Raw genomic sequence first — 19,216 nt, 5'->3', positions numbered from 1 at the left:
AGATGAAAAGAGTAATGTTAATTTTTACTATTTTAATGAGTAATTTAGTTTATGCTCTAAAAATAGAAAATGGTTTTATCATTGATTCGAGAGGAAATAAAGTAGAAGAAAAAGAATATAAAAAAGTTTTAATATTAGATCCAGCGGCAGTAGAGTCATTTTATTTAATTGGTGGAGAAAAAAATATTGTGGCAATAGCGGATACAGCAAGAAATCCAATTTGGCCACAGGAAAAGACAAAAACTTTACCAAAAGCTGGAACAATAATGAAGCCTTCGATAGAACAAGTTTTAATATATAGTCCAGATTTAGTAATATTAAATAGTATGTCTGAAAATTTTGGAGAGAGTTTAAAAGCAAGAAAGTTGAATTTTATAATTAACGAAGCTAATTCTTTTGAACAAATTTTAAATAACTTAGAGATATACGGTATTGTGACAGGACAAAAAGAAAATGCAGATAAGCTGGTTGATAATTATAATTTAAAATTAAAAACTATAAAAGAAAAAATAGCAGAAAAACCATTGAATATAAAAGGGGGATTTTTATTTTCGACGTCTCCAATGATGGTATTTAGTTCAAATTCGTTGCCGGGACAAATTTTTGATACTTTAGGAATAGAGAATATAGCAAAAGGTTTACCAGGAGGAAGACCCATCCTATCTCCAGAATTTTTATTAGCAGAAAATCCAGATATACTTGTAGGATCAATGGCTATAAAAAATAAAAATGATATTTTAAATAGTAATCCAGTTGTAAAACAAACAAAAGCAGGACAAAAAGGGAATATAATGATAATAGAATCAGATAAAATACTAAGAGGGACACCTAGGGTAATTGACGCTTTAGAAGAGCTATATCAGGAGTTATCAAATGTTAAATAGTATTTTTAAGTACTATTTAAAAGAGAGAAAGCTGCTAACTTATTTTTTGGTTAGCAGTTTTTTTGTGACTATATTAGATTTATATGGACCAATAGTGGTTCAAAATCTGATTGATAATTCAATTCCCAATAAAAATTTAAAAGAGTTTTTTTTGTTCTCAGCCTTTTTATTGATTATTTATATTATAAGATTACTTTTATCAATCTACTCTAGTTCTAGAGGACAGTTGATGGGAAATAGAATAAAATTTTTTATGAGAGAAGATTTATTTAAAAAAATTTTAAATCAGCCAGATACATACTTTATGAAAAATCAAAGTGGAGATATTATATCAAGAGTTACAAATGATTTAGAAAATGTTTCAGCTCTACTCTACAGAGGGTTGGAAGATTTTTTGTTTTCAATATTATCAATAGCCGGTGCTGTAGTTTTAATGGCGACTTTCAATTTAAAATTAACTTTAATAACAATGATTCCATTACCAATAGCAATATATTTTACAGTAGTTCAGAACCAAAAATTGAAATATGGATATATAGTAGTTAGGGAGAAATTCTCAAAATTAACCTCTGGAATACATGACTCATTAAAGACTATATTTTTTATAAAAGATAATGTTTTGGAAGAGGATAGCTTAGAAAAATTTTCGAAGAAAAATAAAGAGTTGTTGGATGTGGAGAAAAAGAATATTTTTAACACATCAGCTTTAATGTCTGGTATTAACTTCTATAATCAGCTAACTCAACTAATCGTTATATTCATAGGCGGATATATGCACATAAAAGGTGAAATAAGTTTTGGAGTTATTGTAAGTTTTATATTATTAACTAATAGATTTAGAGTGTATCTTTTAAGACTTATGGGGCTTGTAGATGTGTTTCAAAGAGGAGCAACAGGAGTGGGGAGATTTTTAGAGGTTATGAATATTCCTAACTCAAAAGATGGAAATACTGTTATAGAAAAAAATATAGATAGTATAAAAGTAGATGGATTAAACTTTGCATTTGATAAACAAGAGGTCATAAAAAATTTATCAATAACCATAGAGAAAGGGGAAAAAGTAGCTTTTGTGGGTGAAAGTGGAGTTGGAAAAACAACGATATTTTCACTTTTAAAAAGAACATTTTTACCTGAAGAAAATACAATTTTTATAAATGAACTATGTATTCATGAGGTCGATAGAAAAAGTTTGTTAGATAAAATAGCTATAGTTGATCAAAAGGATAGCTTGATGAATGAAACAATATTAGAAAATATAAAAGTGGTAAAAAAAGATGCAACTAAAAAAGAGATAGAAGAAGCATTGGAATTAGCTCAGTTAAAAGAGTTTGTAGAAAGTTTAGAAAAGAAAGAAAATACAAAGTTAGGTCAAGGGGGAATAGAGTTAAGTTCAGGGCAAAGACAACGTTTATCGATGGCAAGATTATTTTTAAAAAATCCAGAAATTATATTTTTAGATGAGGGAACCTCTGCTTTAGACAATGTCTTAGAGAAAAAAATAATGGATAATATTTTGCAAAAATTTGAGGATAAAATAATAATCTCAATAGCTCATAGATTGAATACACTTAAAAATTTTAATAAAATTATAGTTTTAGGAAAAGATGGTGTAAAAGAAGTGGGTGACTTTCAAAGTTTAATTGACAAAAAAGGTGTATTCTTCAATATGTATAAAGCGGGAAATTTATAAAATATACGATTTGAGTATAAATATTCTTGACAAAACACGAGGAAAATTATAATATATAGTTAAATAATTTGATAAACAAAATTAAAGGAGAAAAAATAGTTATGATGATGCCGATAAAGTTTGATAAAGAACAAATAAAAAAAGAGATAGAAGAGTTTAGAGGAAGTTTTAAATCAGTTATATTAGGAACAAAATCTAAAGATGGAGAAATTGATGTAACATATGCTCCATATTTGGATTATGAGGGAGAAGGATATATATATATCAGTGAGATTGGAGACCATTTTGACAACTTAAAAGATAATCCACAGTTCGAAATTATGTTTTTGCAAGACGAAAAGGAAGCGGCTTCTGTTTTAGTAAGAAAGAGATTAAGATATAATGTAACAGCTGAATTTAAAGAAAGAGATGAGAAGTTTGACACTATCTTAGATCTTTTTGAGGAAAAAGTTGGAGAGGGAATGAAAATTGTTAGAAAAATGCAAGATTTTCATTTAGTAAAATTAAATATAGCTAATGGAAGATTTGTAAAAGGATTTGGACAAGCCTATAATTTAAAAGATGGGGATGTTATCCAAATGACAGGAGACAAAAAATCTCATAGATAGTATAAAAAAAGCCAATTCGATTGGCTTTTTTTAGTATCTATTCAAGTGAACTTTGGATAAGTCTATATCATTTTCAGTATGTGGAGGTTTTTTCTCATTTGGATAACCTAGAGAAATAATAGAAACAATTTTTAAATGGCTAGGAATGCTAAGAATAGATTTAATGTATTCTTCAGACTCAACGTTATCACTTGTTTTTCGCTCTTTAACATTTATCCAACAGCTTCCAAGACCTAGATCGAAAGCTTTGAGTTGTATACTGAAAGAAACAATGGAAGCATCTTCGTTCCAAGTATTTGAAATTTTGGGATTACCTAAAACAACAATAGCAGTATCAGCTTCTTTTAACATTGCAGATCCAACAGATTTTGAAAGGGATAGTTTAGCCAAAATAGTTTTTTCTTTAACTACAACCAATTCAAATGGTTTTAAATTTCTTCCAGTAGGTGAGGTTAAAGCCACTTTTAAAATTTCATCTAATTTTTCTTTTTCAATATTTTGTGAAGTATATTTTCTAATTGATCTTCTTGATAAAAAGTCCATAAATTCCCCCTGTTGTAAAATTTTTCTTAATATTAACATATAAATAAAAAAATAAAAAGGAAAATCAAAAAAAAATTGAACAATATTCAAGAGAAAATTTTTAAGGAGGGATATCAATGACTAAATCCATAAAAGGTACAAAAACTGAGCAAAATTTATTGAAGGCTTTTGCAGGGGAGTCTCAAGCAAGACAAAGATACACGTTATATGCAGCTAAGGCAAGGTGCGAAGGCTATGATCAAATAGCAGCGATATTTGAAGAAACAGCTTTAAATGAGCAGTATCATGGAAGAAGATTTTTTTCATATTTAGAGGGTGGAATGGTTGAAATAACAGCATCTTACCCAGCTGGAATAGTTGGAACAACTATGCAGAATTTAGCAGAAGCTGCAGAAGGAGAATATGATGAGTGGTCGAATTTATATCCAGGATTTGCGGAAGTAGCCGCTGAAGAGGGCTTTCCACAGGTAGCAGCTGCATTTAAAGTGATATTGGAAGTTGAGAAAGTACATGAAAAAAGATATCGTAAATTATTGGAGAATATAAAAGAGGGGCACGTATTTAAAAAAGAGAATGTAGTAAATTGGAAGTGTAGGGAATGTGGATTTGTTTATGAGGGGACAGAAGCACCGAAAGTTTGTCCATCTTGTTTAGAAAAACAAGAAGTATTTGAATTACAATGTATTAATTATTAATTTTATGGGAAGATATAAAAATTTTAGAATAATTAGCGGAGAGAATAATTTCTTTCCGTTTTTTGTTGTAAAAAAATGTTTTTTAGTAAAAAAATAGAGTATACTATAAAGTAAAGGAGTAAAAATTATGAAGAGGAAGTCAATAGTGATCTTCGCTTGCTATTTTTCAATTTTGTTAGGAGGGGGAGAGAAAGAAGTTATGTTGAAAGAATGTCCAAGTACACCAAACTGTGTTTCTAGTGAATCAAGAGATAAAAAACACTATATTGAACCTATATCTATAGCTGACAAAGAGGGAGATATAAAAGAAAAGCTCATAAAAGTAATAGAAGAGTTTCAAGGAAAAATTTTAGAGGAGAAGGGAAATTTTTTAAAAGTAGCTTTTTACAGTAAATTTTTTAAATTTGAGGATATAGCAGATTTTGAGATAGAAGGAGATAAAAAAGTAATAAATATAAGGTCAGCGGCTCAGGTAGGATGGTATGATTTTGGAGTGAATAGAAAAAGAATGGAGAATATAAGAAAAGCTTTAAAATAAGGGGGAGGGAATCAAATTGGGTGAAGGTTTAGCACTTGCGGCAGCGTTTGGATGGGTAGGAAGCTCTGTATTTTTAGAGAGAGCGAGTAAAGAGACGGGGACATTAGCAGTAAATTTGATAAGATTAATTGTAGCTATGTTTTTTTTAGGAATAATAACATATTTAAAGAGAGGATTGGTATTACCTTTAGATGTTACAAAAGAATCATTTAAATTTTTATCTATTTCTGGACTGTTTGGATTATTTTTAGGAGACTTTTTTTTATATAAATCATATATTAAAATAGGTCCAAGAATAACTTTATTGGTGATGACGTTTACTCCAATAGCTGTTTCAATTTTAAGTTTTTTTATACTTGGGGAAAAAATGGAAGGGTTTAAAATTTTAGGGGTGGTATTAACGATAATTGGAATAACTGTTGTTATTTTGAGAAAGAAAAATGATAAGGAATTTTCAAAAGTTGGATTTGGATACGCTTTATTAGCTATGTTGGGAGAGAGCTTAGGGATTATTTTTACAAGACTTGGGTCTATAGATTACGATTCGTTTGCAACAATCCAAGTCAGGACAATACCTGCAATTCTAGCTTTTATAATTTATATTTCTTTAAAAAAAGAGTGGTCAAATATAAAAGAAGGGGTTATAAATAAAAAAGGTATGATTTATATAGTTTTAGGAACTGTTGTTGCAACTTTAGGGGTGACTGCATTAGTAGAAGCTATGAAATATGCAAATGTGGGGATTGTAAGTACTTTAGCTGCAACAAGTCCAATACTGATAATACCTATATCCATCATATTTTTTAAGGAAAAGGTTAGTATATTAGAAGGAATAGGTGCTTTAGTATCTTTTGCCGGAATTACAATATTTTTTATATTGTAATCTTGATTTTTAGATTCAAAAACAATATAATTATTCTCACTTACGGTTTTGAAAGTGTATACAGATAATAAAAATTGGAAATCTAATAATGTAGATATTTTATTATACAGGAGGAAAAATGAACAGAAAAATTCAAGGAACAGAAAAATTATATGAGAAGATGGAAGAAAACTTTCCTAGGTTTTTAAAGGATTTGGATAAAATAGTTTCAATTCCAAGTTTTTTACAAGAAAATAGCGATAGATTTCCTTTTGGTAGGGATATTCAAAACGCTTTAGAAACAATGTTGGAAATTTGTAAAAAGTTAGGTTTAAAAACGTTTATAGATCCAGAAGGATATTACGGATATGCTGAAATAGGTGAGGGTGAAAAATTAGTTGGAGTTTTAGGTCACTTAGATGTTGTACCGCCTGGTGATTTAGGTAAATGGGAAAATCCTCCATTTGAGCCAGTAATAAAAGATGGAAAATATTATGGAAGAGGGTCACAAGATGATAAAGGACCAACTTTGGCAGCTATATATGCTTTGAAAACACTTTTAGATTGCGGTTTTAAGCTGAACTATAGAGTGAGATTTATATTTGGAACTGATGAAGAAAATTTGTGGAGAGATATGCCTAAGTATGTTGAAAAGGAGGAGATGCCAACAGTTGGATTTACACCGGATTCTAAATTTCCTTTAATTTATGCAGAAAAAGGATTACTGCAATGTAAATTAACAGCAAAAAATCAAAGTGGAATGGTATTTAAAGGAGGAGACGCTTTTAATTCAGTTCCTTCAAGTATTTTAGTTGAAAAAACAAAGGGCTTGGTAGAAGCTTTAGATAGATTAAAATATGAATATGTAGAGAAAGATAATAGAATTGAAATTATAGGAAAAAGTGTTCATGCACAAGTGGCTGAAACAGGAATAAATGCTATAAATAGATATTTGCACGCTTTAAGTATTAGCGGGATTGAAACAAAGTCAGGTAGATTTGTAGTTGAGAATTTAATTGGATATGATTTTGCGGAACCAATATTCGGAGAGGTTAAAGATGAACACTCTGGAGAATTAAAGTTTAATGTAGGAAAAATTGAATTTACACCGGAGAATGAAATATTGTGTGTGGATATGAGAATACCTGTTACATATGACAAAGAACTGATTGTTAAAGCTTTAAGTGAAAAAGCAAAGGAGTATGGATTTGAATATGCACAGCATGATTACTTAAAGTCTATATATACTCCTCTTGATTCAGAACTTGTAAGAACACTTATGGGAGCTTATCAGGAAATAACTGGAGATATGGAATCACAACCAATAGCTGGAGGAGGAGCAACATATGCAAGAGCTATAAACAATTGTGTAGCATTTGGATATGTTTTACCAAATAGTCCAAAGACAGAGCATCAACCTAATGAATATATAATTTTAGAGGACATGAAAACAGCTATGAAAATATATATGAGAGCTTTTGAAAAATTTGCAGTTTAAAAAATATTACTAGAGGAGATTGAGAGCATTGAAAAAAGAAAGAAAGATGTTTAGTGCATATACTATTGTTTTTATATTTTTAATAATAACAGGAGCTCTGACTTGGGTAGTTCCTCAATCAATTGTTGTGAATGGTAATGAAGTTATTTATAACGCTATTTTTAATGATACAGGAGAAATTGTGAGGGGAGCAGGACTTCAACCTGCAGGGATTTGGAATATTTTAATGGCTCCAGTGCAAGGGTTTGAGAAATCGAGTTCAGTGAGTATTGCAATTTTAATGGCAGGAGCTTTTTTAGGATTGATAAATTCTGTAGGAGCAATGGACGCCGGAATAGGGGCACTATTAAAAAAATATACTGGAACTACTTTGATAGCAATTTTGATGTTTGTTTTTGCTATTTTTGGTAGTGTATTTGGATTTTGGGAAGAGATACCAGCATTCTCAATTGTTATAGTACCTCTATTTGTTCTTGCAGGCTATGATGTGATGACAGGATTAGCTGTTTTGACAGTTGGAGCAACAGCTGGAAATATGGCTAGTGTTGTAAATCCATTTTCAACAGGTGCGGCTATTGGGGCGATAGGGAATCCAGAACTTTCTTTGGGAAGTGGAATGGTATTAAGATTGATTCTATTTGTACTTCTTTATGTAGTTGGACTATTTTTTACAGTGAAGTATGCAAATGAGGTTAAAAAAAATAAAAATAAATCTCTTGTGGCTGATATTGATGTAAAAACTTTAACTCATGAGCAAGGGCATTTACCAGAATTGACAAAGAAAAGATTTTGGTCACTTATGATATTGATAGGAATTATAGTTTTGTTGATATTAGGCTATATGCCTTGGTATGAGATTAAATTTACAGACGGTTCTAATTTTCAAGATGTTATAAATATGCCGATATATTTATTAGCAAAGATGCCATTATTAGGAAATTTATTGGGAGCTAAGTACATAACTCCTCTGGGTGATTGGTATTTTGGTGAATTTTCTTTTGTATTTTTTTTAGGATCGCTTTTAATTGGATTTATAAATAAAATGCCTGAAGAGAAATTTGTAAAGGAATTTGTATCTGGCGCAAAAGATTTACTGGGAGTTGTATTAGTTTTAGCAATAGCAAATGGAATATCTGTCCTGATGGGGAGTAAAACGTCTGGGATGTCAGTAACTTTTGTTTATTGGATTCAATCAGCACTTCAAGGGATACCAGCTTGGGCATTTTCGATTGCTACAGTTCTAGCATATGTTGGAATTGGATGTTTTTTACAATCGACAAGTGGAGTTGCAGGAATAACAATGCCAATACTTGGAGCAGTAGCAATGGCATTGTTTCAAAATTCCAATATAGGGGTGATAGGTGGGCAAGTAATGCTAATATCTGCATTTACATTGGGAATAAATTTTATGTCTGGAATCTACCCGGGAGCTACAACAATGGGAACATTAGAGTTATTTAACGTTCCATATGAACGGTATTTAAAGTTTGTATTAAAAATATTTATAACAATGTTGGCAGTGGGATGTATATTGATTTCAGTGTCACAATTTTTAGGTTTGATTTAATAAAAAAACACAGAGATATTTTTCTCTGTGTTTTTTTTGATTATATAATAAAAGTATAGAAAAAATTTAGACAAAAATATTGAAAAATTTGAGAAAGAGCAGAAATAGTATAATAATGTAAAAACTCAAAGTGGTGAATATCGCAAAATACCGCAGGAGGATGGAATAGATTTAACTTCTTTCCATTAATTTTCGTATTGGAAGGGATATCCTACGAGTATTAAGTTAGGTTTAAAGAACTGTGAGAGTATTAACTCATTCTCGATTTTAACGATATTAGATTATTAATCTAGAAGGGCTATAATTGTTATTTATACAAAATTATTAATATTCCTAACATTTGTTAATATTCTCTTTTTTCTAAACGAATTTTATTAAATTTTTTACTTTATCTGAACTTTTAATTCCCTCTATAATTTTTATTGAATTGTATGATGAAGTTCCATTTGCTAATGGTTCTCCTCCATTTTCTAAACAATTTATTATATCTAAAATAGCTTCTATCATTCTTTCATTTTCGTTATTTTTTTGTTGTGTTTTTATTAATTTTAAAGATTCATAATTAGCCCCTGCTGTATTAATTTCTGTTGAATATTGATATAAATCATAAGTAAGTCCATTATTATATAATTTTATTCGACCATTTTCTCCTAATATATCTAGTTCTAGCATATATTTTTGAGGGGAACTACTCACACCTTTTATAAAACCAATTGCTCCTGTATCAAATTTAATAATCCCTACTCCCCCACAATCTTCTACTCCATGTGCAATTCTTATAAAATCTTTTTGTATTTCTCCAGTTACCCATAGAGGATTTCCATTACTAAAATAAAGCATTAAATCTATTAAATGACTTGTACTTGTGTGTAAAGCTGTTGCACCATACCCAACCATTGTATAAATTTTACCAATTGCGTTATTATCAATTAAATTTTTAATTTCAATATTTAAATTATCCCAACGTAAAATATAGTTAACTCCTAAAATAACATTACTTTCTTGGCATAATTTTATTATTTCTTCTGCTTCTTCCAAAGAATAAGAAAGTGTTTTTTCACAAAATATTGCTTTTACTCCATTTTGAATACAGTTTTTTATTATATCATAGTGTGTTTGAATTGGTGTACAAATACTAATAATATCAAAACTGTTTTCACTTAACATATTTTCATAATTAGTATAACCTTTGGGAATTTTACATTCGGTTTTTATTTTTTCAACTAAAACATGATTAATGTCACAAATTCCTATTATACTAGTTTTAGAAATAATTTCATAAGCTTTTATATGACTCCAAATAATTTTTCTATTTGGATCATTATCAATATGATATGCAATTTGTCCTAATCCTATGACTCCAACTTTATACATTTTTCTTTCTCCTCCTTTTTTGCTTTTTTTAGAGCAATAATACACCCACTAATAACTATTAAAGCTCCAAGACCTTGATTTAAACTTATTTTTTCTCCTAATGTAAAATAACCCACAATAGCTGTTGATAAAGGTATTATTAGTTGAATTATATTAAAAACAACAACTCCTTGTTTTTGAACTATATAAAAAGCCATTAACATTCCTGTTAACATTCCATAAATTCCTGCTAAACTTAACCCAACTAATAAACCGGTCCCAACTTCTTTGAGTTGAATAATTTTTCCAGTATTAATAGCTAATGTTAAATAAATTAATCCCGATAGAGTTGCTGTTGAAGCGCTTATAACTATTGTATGTAATTTTTTAGCTACATTCTTTACAATTAGATTTTGAATAGATTGTATAAGAATTGCTGTTCCTAAAAACATGGCTCCTTTAATAAAATCAGTACTATTACTATTTTTATTTCCATAAATAACAAAAATTAAAGACCCTATTATTGCTAAAAAACTTCCTGTATAAAAATTTTTATTTTTAATTCGCTCTCTTTCATCTTTATAAAAAATCGCAGCCATAAAAACAGCTAATGGCATTGCTAAAATACCAAAAATACTTCCAGCTAATGCTGATGTGTTTTTTAATCCATTTATAAAAAAATACATATTTCCAGTCATAAATATTCCTAATAATAAAAGTTTAAAAATTATGGTAGGTGTTTCGAGTATCTTTTTTAATTCTTTTCTAAATTTAAATAAACAAATTAAGATAAAAAGTATTCCTCCAGAAAGAAATCTAACTGTATTATTATTAATTGTTTCAAAATTCATACTCATAAATCTCATAATCGGAAATCCAAAACCCATTAAAATTATGTATAAAATTCTAACTAAATATTCATTATTCATCTAAAACCTCCAAATAAAGTATTTATAAATATAATACTATTAGTTTTTTTAATTATCAATCTTTTTTTGTTCTCGAGAACATTTTTTTTGTTTTTTCTTAATATATAATGTAATTGTCAAATATTTTTTATTTTTTGATTAAAAAATACTAGAATAATGGGTTATATTTTACTCTAAAAATAATTGACTTTACAATACTGAAAAGGTATACTTTGATTGAATATCAAATAAAATGAATTTTAGGAGGCAAGAGAAATGAGTAAAATAGTAGTAGTTGGAGCAAATCACGCTGGAACAGCAGCAATCAACACAATTTTATCAAACTATCCGAATGAAGAGGTTGTAGTATTTGATAAAAACTCAAACATTAGTTTTTTAGGATGCGGAATGGCTTTGTGGATAGGAAAACAAATTTCGGGACCTGAAGGTTTATTCTATTCTTCTAAGGAAAAATTAGAGTGTAATGGTGCTAAAGTTCATATGGAGACTGAAATTAAAAAAGTAGATTTTGAAAATAAAGTTGTGTATGGAGTAGATAAGAATGGAGTTGAAGTATCAGAGAGTTATGATAAATTGATATTGTCAACAGGTTCATTACCAATAGAGCTATCGATTCCGGGTAAAGATTTAAAAAATGTACAATTTGTTAAACTATATCAGCATGCTGAAGATGTAATAAAAAAATTAGAAAATCAAGAATTAAAAAATATAGTGGTGGTTGGAGCAGGATATATAGGAGTTGAATTGGCTGAAGCTTTTCAAAGATGTGGAAAAAATGTTGAATTAGTTGATTTAAGTGATAGTTGCTTATCGGGATATTATGATTCAGAATTTAGAGAGATGATGAAAGAGAATCTAGTACAAAATGGAGTAAAAGTAAATTTCGGAGAAAAAGTTTTAGAATTAAAAGGAACAGAAAAAGTTGAGGAGGTAGTAACTGATAAAAAGACATATAAAGCAGATATGGTTATTTTAGCAGTTGGATTTACACCAAATAATATATTGGGAAAAGACTCATTAGAGTTATTTAAAAATGGAGCTTATAAGGTTGATTTAACTCAAAAAACGAGTTTAGATGATGTTTATGCTATCGGGGATTGTGCAACAATATATGACAACTCGATAGAGGATACAAACTATATAGCTTTGGCAACAAATGCAGTTCGTTCAGGAATAGTTGCAGCTCACAATATTTGTGGAACTAAGCTTGAAAGTATAGGGGTTCAAGGATCAAATGGAATTTCAATCTATGGGTTAAATATGGTTTCAACAGGATTAACACTAGAAAAAGCTTTACATTTAGGATATGAGGCTACATCTACAGAGTTTGCAGATTTACAAAAACCAGGATTTATAGAGCATGATAATGAAAAAGTATTTTTAAAAATAGTTTATGATAAAATTACAAGAAGGGTTTTAGGAGCTCAGATAGCTTCTAGACAGGACATTTCTATGGGAATTCATATGTTCTCTTTGGCAATACAAGAAAAAGTAACAATAGATAAAATTAAATTATTAGATATTTTCTTCTTACCTCATTTTAATCAGCCATATAACTATATCACAATGGCAGCACTGGGAGCAAAGTAAAATAAAGGTACTAAAAAATAATATAGTTTCTTGACATGTGAGTAGAGATATTAGATAATAGGATATAGTATCAGTTATAGGAGGATTCAACAATGAGAAACAAAAAAATAATTGCTATGTTATTATTAACAACATCTTTATTAGGAGCGTGTAGCTCAGCAACAACGACAAATAAAAAAACTAGTGGAGCTGCAACAGGAGCAGCTGCAGGAGCTTTAATAGGGCAGTTAGTTGGAAAAGATACGAAGGGAACTTTAATCGGAGCAGGAATTGGAGCTTTAGCAGGATTAGGATGGGGAGCATATAAGGATGCTCAGTACAAAGAGTTTTTAGATGCTCTGAATAGTACAAATATCACAGTTACCAATAACGAAGATAACATAAATTTAAGATTGCCGGGAGAATCATCATTTAAAAGTGGAAGTGCTGTTTTGAATGGAGGGTTCTATGCACCATTAAATTCAATAGCATATATTATGAATAAATATCCAGAAACAAAAATTCAAGTTTCAGGATATACGGATAACACAGGAAATCCTAATTCGAATTTGAACTTGTCATTGCAAAGAGCCCAAAGTGTAGCAAACTATTTATCAGCTCAGGGGGTTTCACCAAGCAGAATTTCAAGTATAGGATACGGAGATAGAAACCCAGTTGCTTCGAATGCTACAGCTGAAGGTAAGGCATTAAATAGAAGAGTGGAGATAAATATCTATCAGCAATAAATAAAAAAAGGCTTTTTAGCCTTTTTTTATTTTAAAGAGGGTGAGTAAAGTAATGAAGAAAATGAAATTAATGTTAGAGAGTTATTTTGAGGCTCCCAAGACTATAAAAGAGTTGAGACTGTCGTGGGGATATTTCATAGGTGGATTTATAGGTGTGATAATTTTACTATTTTTTTATTGGATTTCATCCTATATAGGTGGATGGATTTTTAATAAAATAGCGGATATTTTTAATGTACAAGAATATATAGGTATTTTTAAATGGGTTATAACTTTTATAGTAAGGACAGTGATGTTCGCTGTTGAGTATTTCTTTTTTAAAACACTTTTACTAGGAATATTAGCACCGTTTTTTAGCTATATTTCAGAAAAGGTTGAAAGTTTTCAAGATGGGATAAAGTATGAATTTTCCTTAAAAGAAAATATACTTTTTGTAATGAGAGGTATAAAAATAGCAAGTAAAAGTTTTATAAAAGAGATGATTTATACTTTGATTGCTCTTCTATTGGGATTTGTACCAGTATTAAATTTGGTTACTCCTATTTTAATTTTTTTAATACAAAGTTACTTTATATCTTATAATTTTGTGGATTATACTCTAGAAAGACGTAAATTTTCTGTTGAAGAAAGTACAAAATTTATGAGAGAAAATAGAGCAGTATTCACGCTGGGGGGTGGAATATTTACATTGATATATTTTGTTCCTATTATAGGTATAATTATAGCGCCAATAGTGGGGATTGTAGCTTTCACAACAGTCACACTAAAAATTTTAAAACTTAAAAATGTAGTTAGAGAATAAAATAAAGCTTTTCAAGTTATAAAACGATCGTTTTATTCCAAAAGAGATATATTTTTTCTAAAATAGTGTTATAATTATTGTAGAAAAGATAGAAAAAGAAGGAGGTTTAAAATGATTAGTTTTATAGGATCATTAATAGCTTTAATTTTGGGATATGTAATTTATGGGAAATATGTTGAAAAAGTATTTGGCATAAATGAAAAAAAAGAGACACCGGCAGTGCGTTTAGCGGATGGTGTGGATTATGTTGAGTTAGATTGGAAAAAAGCTTTCTTAATTCAGTTTTTAAATATAGCGGGATTAGGACCGATATTTGGTGCAGTAGCAGGAGCCTTATGGGGACCAGCAGCATTTTTATGGATAGTGTTTGGGTGTATATTTGCAGGGGCAACTCACGATTATTTATCAGGTATGTTATCTTTACGGCATGATGGTGCATCAATAGCTGAGATTGTGGGGCAGTACTTGGGAGAGAATGCAAAAAAAATAATGAGAGTCTTTTCAGTTGTATTGCTGATATTAGTCGGTGTAGTATTTGTAAATGGACCAGCAGGAATTCTAGCAAGTATGACAAGTATAAATACGCTGACATGGATAGCAGTGATAGTTGCGTACTATTTGTTAGCAACAGTTCTTCCAGTAGATAAGTTAATTGGAAAAATTTATCCAATCTTTGGGGCATCTCTAATAATAATGGGAATTGGAATTGGTGGAGGATTAATTTTAAAGGGATACAATATTCCAGAGATTTCAATGGTTAATTTGCATCCAAAAGGGACTTCAATATATCCATACTTATTTATAACAATTGCGTGTGGAGCAATATCAGGATTCCATGCAACACAATCCCCATTGATGGCGAGATGTATGAAGAATGAAAAAGAGGGAAGAAGAGTGTTCTATGGTTCGATGATAGCCGAGGGAGTTATAGCATTAGTTTGGGCAGCAGCAGCAATGACATTTTTTAACGGTACAGAGGGATTGATGAATGCAGGACCAGCAGGAGTTGTAGTAAATACAATATCTAATAGTATTTTAGGTAAAGTTGGAGGGGCATTGGCACTATTAGGGGTTGTAGCGTGTCCAATAACATCTGGAGATACAGCATTTAGAAGTGCAAGATTGGCTATTGCAGATGCAATAAATTATAAACAGGGACCTGTAAAAAATAGATTTGTAATTGCAATACCTTTATTTGCAGTAGGAATAGGGCTATGTTTTATAGATTTTGCAATAATTTGGAGATATTTTGCTTGGGCGAATCAAACTTTAGCAACGATAGCCTTATGGGCAGGAGCAGTTTATCTAGCAAACGAAGGTAAAAATCATTGGATTGCAACAATTCCAGGAGTGTTTATGACAGCTGTTGTTACAACATATATATTGATAGCACCAGAAGGATTTAGATTGTCTGAGTCGGTAGGGTATATGGTTGGTATAGCAGGTGCCATATTAGCTTTAGGATTATTCTTAAGAAAAGTAAACAAAAAAGTGATTGTGGAGGCATAATATAAGAGGAGCTCAACAGAGCTCCTCTTATCATTTTATAGTTAATATTTCTTTAAGTTCTTTAACTTTGTTTCTACTGACCGGAATTTTAAAGTTGCAATCCAAAACCTTCAAAATATAAGTACCATTAAACCAAGGTTCCACTTCAACAACTTTATCAATGTTTACAATATAAGAGCGATGTCCCCTAAAAAAAGTATTTTCTGATAAAATATTTTCAAGTTGAGAGATTTTTAGTTTGGATGTATACATGTTAGATGATGTAAAGATATGCGTCTCTTTTTCGTCCGCTTCGATATAAAGAATGTCATCTGTTGAAAGAACAACCATTTTTGAATCTAAATTTACAGTTATTTTTTTAATATTGAAATCTTTAACTGAATTTTCATTTTCGCTTCTTTTAAATTCTTCTACTAAATTGTCTAAAACTCTTATAATTCTTTCTTCAGAATAAGGTTTTAGAATATAATCAAAAGCTTTAATTTCAAAGGCATCTATTGCAAAATCTTTGTATGCAGTAATAAAGACCAATTTAATATTTTTATTGAAACGATATATGATTTTACCCAAACTCATACCATCTAGTTCAGGCATATTTATATCTAAAAAAACAACGTCAACTTTGTTACTTTCAATGTATTTTAAAGCATCAATAGGATTTTCAAACTCCCTATTGATTTGAAAGTTATTGTTGTTATGGATAAAATATTTTAACTCTTCCCTAGCAGGGTATTCATCTTCGATAATTATACAATTAATCATCTATTCCTCCTGGTTAATATAAAATGAAATTTTAGTTCCTTTTTCAAGTTTCTCGATTAGTAGTCCTTTACCGTATATAAGTTTTAACCGGTTATGAACATTTTTTAAACCAATATTTTTTTCAATTTTTTTATTTATATTATTAATAACTTCTTGGTCGATACCAATACCATTGTCTTCAATACAAACTAAGCACTTGAGGTAGATTTTCTTTATAGATATTTTAACTATTCCACATTCTCTTTGTTTTAAAATACCGTGTTTAATACTATTTTCAACAAGAGGCTGAATTGTTAAACTTGGAATGTTTATTGTATCCAGCTCTTCGTCAAAATCATAAATAATTTCAAATCTATTATGAAAACGTGCCTTTTCAATATTCACATAAGCTTTGACTTGTTCTAATTCTTTTTTTATTGGAACCAATTTAGCAGAGTTTTCAAGATTATACCTTAAATAGGTGGACAAATCTATGATTATGTCTCTTGCTTTAGATGGATTAAATCTTACAAAAGAAGCAGTGGTATTCAAAGCATTAAATAGAAAATGAGGATTTATTTGATTTTGAAGAGCTTTCAACTCGGCATCTCTAGCCATGGTTTTTAAGTTTTCCATCTTACTAATCTCCAACTGAGTCGATATGAGTTGAGATAAACCAATAGCTAAATATTTTTTTCGAACTGTGATATTTTCATCATTTTCAAAATATATTTTTAGAGTTCCAGAAACCTTTTCGTCTTGAAAAAGAGGGGCAATTATACAAGATTTTATCCCTTTTTCCGAATAGGAAAAATCATTCAGTTCGCTATTTCTATCAAAAATTAGAATTTCACCAGAACTTAGGACTTTTTTTGTGCCTTCACTTTGGATTTCCCTATCTTTGAGAGTAAGATTATTATTTTTGGAGGCGTTGGCAATGATGACTTCTTTGTCAGTTATCACAACAATTTCAGCTTTTAAGGAGTCTAAAAGAATTTTGCAAATGTTGTCTAAAGATTCCCCCTTTTTGAAGAAAGGCAAAGTTTTGTTAGCTATTTCAAGAGCTAACTTTGCTTGTGTACCAGCTTCTCTTTCTTTTTCTTCTAAAATCTCTTCAGTGATTACGATAATGACAGCGACTCCAATTCCGTTTATAAATATCATTGGAAGGTATAAGTTTTTGACAATGTCCATAGCGAGAATTTTATCCTCTGCGAATAGAATGATGAAAAGCATACTCAAGTTTTCTACAAAAACTCCGGCAAAAAAACCCAAAAGAGGTCGATTGTTAGAGTTAGCTTTTTTATATAGATAGCTGGTTATAAAACCACCTAAAACAGTGGCAATAGCACAAGGGATAGCTGTTAATCTACTGACACTGATGGAAGCTCTATGGATTCCAGCAATGATACCTGATATTATAGCAACTTCAGGACCTGCAAGCATCCCTCCCACAACAACACCAATGTTTCTTGTATTGGCAATAGCTCCCTTATAGTCTACACCAATATAGGTTCCTAAGATTGCTAGACTAGAAAAAGTGAGAGAGAGTAAAACTGTATCTACTTTTGTGTATTTTTCTCTACTAAAAATACTACGAGCACTTTTAAATCTAGAGAAAAAAAAGGCAATAGCTATTATGTACCCGAGGGTATTAAAAAGTTTATGAGCTAATTCGAACATTATAACACCTCAAAATTATGATTTTAATTATATCATAGAAAAAAGAAAAATAACAAATGAGAGAAAATAATTGTTATAATGTTGGATGAAGAATATTTAAAGGAGGAATATAAGATGTTTTCAGTTGATTACAAAGTAACAGTATCTGATATAAATTATGGTGGACATATGGGGAATGAAAGGGCATTATTGTTGTTTCAACAAGCTAGAATAGACCTTTTTAAAAGTTTAGGAGTGAGTGAAATAAATGTAGGGGATAACATAGGAACAATTCAAAAAGATGCACACGTTTACTATAGAGCTGAGATCTATTTGGGGGATAAATTAAAAATAACGATAAAGGGCGTTGAAATAAAAAAAACTTCAATAAATTTTATATATATTGTTAAAAATGAAAGTGATAAAGTTGTGTTAGAAGGGAGCACAACTATTGTAGGTTTTGACTATGAAAGGAAAAGGGTTACAAAATTTTCTGAAAAATTTTTGAATACATTAGAAGATATTTTTATCAAATAGATTTTGTAAATAAAGACTAGAAGGCAAAAAAGTAGTAAAATTTAATATAGAAAATATTTAAAATAAAAAGGAAAAGTAAACTCTTTTAGCAACAATAATATATAGCACTTTAAATTTTAAGGAGGAGTTAAGATGAAAAAAATAAAATTAATGTCATTGTTAGTATTGAGCGTATTTATATTGGCGTGTTCAACTGAAAAAGAGGAAGTAAAACCAGCGACACAAACAACAACAGAGTCACCAGTAATTCCAGCAGATAAAGTTTCTAGTGACGCAAATGCACAACAAATGACGGAACAACCATCAACAGCGACAGCTGTTCAAGAAGTTGCAGTACAAAATGCAGAAGACGCGACTAAGTCTGCAGTAGAAACTGTTGAAAAGGCAACGGACAAATTGGAAGACGAATTGAATAAAGCTAAAGAAAAGATTAGTGAAGGTGTAGATGCAGTAAAAGAAAAGGTTGCAAATTAATTGCAAAAG

Annotated in this window: 19 protein-coding genes; 14 read left to right on the top strand and 5 right to left on the bottom strand. The window is 30.0% G+C overall.

The annotated features are described in order from the left end of the window. The first annotated feature begins 2 nt into the window (after nucleotides 1-2). The 3 genes from ACWI69_RS00215 to ACWI69_RS00205 all read left to right on the top strand — a co-directional run bounded on the left by ACWI69_RS00215 (nucleotide 3) and on the right by ACWI69_RS00205 (nucleotide 3,182). Nucleotides 3-884, top strand: a complete 882-nt coding sequence (locus ACWI69_RS00215; protein WP_448819856.1) for an ABC transporter substrate-binding protein — start codon at nucleotides 3-5, stop codon at nucleotides 882-884. Then, nucleotides 874-2,574, top strand: coding sequence for an ABC transporter ATP-binding protein (locus ACWI69_RS00210; RefSeq protein ID WP_448819855.1), 1,701 nt, complete (start codon nucleotides 874-876; stop codon nucleotides 2,572-2,574). Before ACWI69_RS00215 ends, ACWI69_RS00210 begins: the two co-directional genes overlap by 11 nt. A gap of 101 nt (nucleotides 2,575-2,675) precedes the next feature. Next, nucleotides 2,676-3,182: a pyridoxamine 5'-phosphate oxidase family protein gene (locus ACWI69_RS00205; protein WP_448819854.1), complete on the top strand. Its 507-nt coding sequence runs from the start codon at nucleotides 2,676-2,678 to the stop codon at nucleotides 3,180-3,182. 30 nt (nucleotides 3,183-3,212) lie between these two features. Here the strand turns inward: ACWI69_RS00205 and ACWI69_RS00200 are convergent, their stop codons facing one another. Further along, nucleotides 3,213-3,725, bottom strand: a complete 513-nt coding sequence (locus tag ACWI69_RS00200; protein ID WP_448819853.1) for a nitroreductase family protein — start codon at nucleotides 3,723-3,725, stop codon at nucleotides 3,213-3,215. A gap of 116 nt (nucleotides 3,726-3,841) precedes the next feature. On the opposite strand from ACWI69_RS00200, the gene rbr reads away from it, so the two are divergent. The 5 genes from rbr to ACWI69_RS00175 all read left to right on the top strand — a co-directional run bounded on the left by rbr (nucleotide 3,842) and on the right by ACWI69_RS00175 (nucleotide 8,885). Next, on the top strand, nucleotides 3,842-4,420 hold the full coding sequence (rbr, locus tag ACWI69_RS00195; protein ID WP_448819852.1) for a rubrerythrin: 579 nt from the start codon (nucleotides 3,842-3,844) through the stop codon (nucleotides 4,418-4,420). A 127-nt stretch (nucleotides 4,421-4,547) separates the two neighbouring features. Then, nucleotides 4,548-4,958, top strand: a complete 411-nt coding sequence (locus ACWI69_RS00190) for a DUF1499 domain-containing protein (RefSeq protein WP_448819851.1) — start codon at nucleotides 4,548-4,550, stop codon at nucleotides 4,956-4,958. Nucleotides 4,959-4,974: 16 nt separating this feature from the next. Further along, nucleotides 4,975-5,841 carry a DMT family transporter gene (locus ACWI69_RS00185; RefSeq protein ID WP_448819850.1) on the top strand — a complete coding sequence of 289 codons (867 nt, stop codon included), beginning with the start codon at nucleotides 4,975-4,977 and terminating at the stop codon, nucleotides 5,839-5,841. 118 nt (nucleotides 5,842-5,959) lie between these two features. Beyond that, the gene (locus ACWI69_RS00180) at nucleotides 5,960-7,318 is read left to right on the top strand and encodes a Sapep family Mn(2+)-dependent dipeptidase (protein WP_448819849.1); all 1,359 of its coding nucleotides are present in this window, start codon (nucleotides 5,960-5,962) and stop codon (nucleotides 7,316-7,318) included. Nucleotides 7,319-7,346: 28 nt separating this feature from the next. Next, nucleotides 7,347-8,885: a YfcC family protein gene (locus ACWI69_RS00175; RefSeq protein WP_448819848.1), complete on the top strand. Its 1,539-nt coding sequence runs from the start codon at nucleotides 7,347-7,349 to the stop codon at nucleotides 8,883-8,885. 360 nt (nucleotides 8,886-9,245) lie between these two features. Here the strand turns inward: ACWI69_RS00175 and ACWI69_RS00170 are convergent, their stop codons facing one another. Continuing rightward, complete coding sequence (locus ACWI69_RS00170; protein WP_448819847.1) at nucleotides 9,246-10,259, bottom strand: Gfo/Idh/MocA family protein; 1,014 nt, start codon at nucleotides 10,257-10,259, stop codon at nucleotides 9,246-9,248. Next, complete coding sequence (locus ACWI69_RS00165; RefSeq protein WP_448819846.1) at nucleotides 10,238-11,167, bottom strand: DMT family transporter; 930 nt, start codon at nucleotides 11,165-11,167, stop codon at nucleotides 10,238-10,240. Before ACWI69_RS00165 ends, ACWI69_RS00170 begins: the two co-directional genes overlap by 22 nt. Nucleotides 11,168-11,422: 255 nt before the next feature. Between ACWI69_RS00165 and nox the strand changes: the two genes are divergently transcribed. The 4 genes from nox to ACWI69_RS00145 all read left to right on the top strand — a co-directional run bounded on the left by nox (nucleotide 11,423) and on the right by ACWI69_RS00145 (nucleotide 15,793). Next, on the top strand, nucleotides 11,423-12,757 hold the full coding sequence (gene nox, locus ACWI69_RS00160; protein ID WP_448819845.1) for a H2O-forming NADH oxidase: 1,335 nt from the start codon (nucleotides 11,423-11,425) through the stop codon (nucleotides 12,755-12,757). Between the two features lie 92 nt (nucleotides 12,758-12,849). After that, on the top strand, nucleotides 12,850-13,482 hold the full coding sequence (locus ACWI69_RS00155; protein ID WP_448819844.1) for an OmpA family protein: 633 nt from the start codon (nucleotides 12,850-12,852) through the stop codon (nucleotides 13,480-13,482). A gap of 52 nt (nucleotides 13,483-13,534) precedes the next feature. Continuing rightward, nucleotides 13,535-14,284, top strand: coding sequence for an EI24 domain-containing protein (locus ACWI69_RS00150; RefSeq protein WP_448819843.1), 750 nt, complete (start codon nucleotides 13,535-13,537; stop codon nucleotides 14,282-14,284). A gap of 111 nt (nucleotides 14,285-14,395) precedes the next feature. After that, nucleotides 14,396-15,793 (top strand): carbon starvation CstA family protein, encoded by a 1,398-nt coding sequence (locus ACWI69_RS00145; RefSeq protein WP_448819842.1) that lies wholly within the window; start codon nucleotides 14,396-14,398, stop codon nucleotides 15,791-15,793. Nucleotides 15,794-15,823: 30 nt separating this feature from the next. Here ACWI69_RS00145 and ACWI69_RS00140 read toward each other — a convergent pair whose 3' ends face one another. Together ACWI69_RS00140 and ACWI69_RS00135 are read right to left on the bottom strand one after the other, a co-directional pair. Further along, nucleotides 15,824-16,555, bottom strand: a complete 732-nt coding sequence (locus ACWI69_RS00140) for a LytR/AlgR family response regulator transcription factor (RefSeq protein WP_448819841.1) — start codon at nucleotides 16,553-16,555, stop codon at nucleotides 15,824-15,826. After that, nucleotides 16,556-18,217, bottom strand: a complete 1,662-nt coding sequence (locus ACWI69_RS00135; RefSeq protein WP_448819840.1) for a LytS/YhcK type 5TM receptor domain-containing protein — start codon at nucleotides 18,215-18,217, stop codon at nucleotides 16,556-16,558. A gap of 114 nt (nucleotides 18,218-18,331) precedes the next feature. On the opposite strand from ACWI69_RS00135, the gene ACWI69_RS00130 reads away from it, so the two are divergent. Together ACWI69_RS00130 and ACWI69_RS00125 are read left to right on the top strand one after the other, a co-directional pair. Next, entirely contained in the window at nucleotides 18,332-18,733 is a 402-nt protein-coding gene (locus ACWI69_RS00130) for an acyl-CoA thioesterase (protein WP_448819839.1), read from the top strand. A 132-nt stretch (nucleotides 18,734-18,865) separates the two neighbouring features. Further along, nucleotides 18,866-19,207, top strand: coding sequence for a hypothetical protein (locus tag ACWI69_RS00125; RefSeq protein WP_448819838.1), 342 nt, complete (start codon nucleotides 18,866-18,868; stop codon nucleotides 19,205-19,207). Nucleotides 19,208-19,216 lie beyond the last annotated feature (9 nt).

The sequence above is a fragment of the Cetobacterium sp. genome (assembly GCF_977044495.1).
This window is presented reverse-complemented; position numbering and strand designations above follow the sequence as displayed.

Coding starts and splice junctions, on each gene's coding strand:
- ACWI69_RS00215 (WP_448819856.1), top strand. CDS start 3: ATGAAAAGAGTAATGTTAATTTTTACTATTTTAATGAGTAATTTAGTT.
- ACWI69_RS00210 (WP_448819855.1), top strand. CDS start 874: ATGTTAAATAGTATTTTTAAGTACTATTTAAAAGAGAGAAAGCTGCTA.
- ACWI69_RS00205 (WP_448819854.1), top strand. CDS start 2,676: ATGATGATGCCGATAAAGTTTGATAAAGAACAAATAAAAAAAGAGATA.
- ACWI69_RS00200 (WP_448819853.1), bottom strand. CDS start 3,725: ATGGACTTTTTATCAAGAAGATCAATTAGAAAATATACTTCACAAAAT.
- rbr (WP_448819852.1), top strand. CDS start 3,842: ATGACTAAATCCATAAAAGGTACAAAAACTGAGCAAAATTTATTGAAG.
- ACWI69_RS00190 (WP_448819851.1), top strand. CDS start 4,548: ATGAAGAGGAAGTCAATAGTGATCTTCGCTTGCTATTTTTCAATTTTG.
- ACWI69_RS00180 (WP_448819849.1), top strand. CDS start 5,960: ATGAACAGAAAAATTCAAGGAACAGAAAAATTATATGAGAAGATGGAA.
- ACWI69_RS00170 (WP_448819847.1), bottom strand. CDS start 10,259: ATGTATAAAGTTGGAGTCATAGGATTAGGACAAATTGCATATCATATT.
- ACWI69_RS00165 (WP_448819846.1), bottom strand. CDS start 11,167: ATGAATAATGAATATTTAGTTAGAATTTTATACATAATTTTAATGGGT.
- nox (WP_448819845.1), top strand. CDS start 11,423: ATGAGTAAAATAGTAGTAGTTGGAGCAAATCACGCTGGAACAGCAGCA.
- ACWI69_RS00155 (WP_448819844.1), top strand. CDS start 12,850: ATGAGAAACAAAAAAATAATTGCTATGTTATTATTAACAACATCTTTA.
- ACWI69_RS00150 (WP_448819843.1), top strand. CDS start 13,535: ATGAAGAAAATGAAATTAATGTTAGAGAGTTATTTTGAGGCTCCCAAG.
- ACWI69_RS00145 (WP_448819842.1), top strand. CDS start 14,396: ATGATTAGTTTTATAGGATCATTAATAGCTTTAATTTTGGGATATGTA.
- ACWI69_RS00140 (WP_448819841.1), bottom strand. CDS start 16,555: ATGATTAATTGTATAATTATCGAAGATGAATACCCTGCTAGGGAAGAG.
- ACWI69_RS00135 (WP_448819840.1), bottom strand. CDS start 18,217: ATGTTCGAATTAGCTCATAAACTTTTTAATACCCTCGGGTACATAATA.
- ACWI69_RS00130 (WP_448819839.1), top strand. CDS start 18,332: ATGTTTTCAGTTGATTACAAAGTAACAGTATCTGATATAAATTATGGT.
- ACWI69_RS00125 (WP_448819838.1), top strand. CDS start 18,866: ATGAAAAAAATAAAATTAATGTCATTGTTAGTATTGAGCGTATTTATA.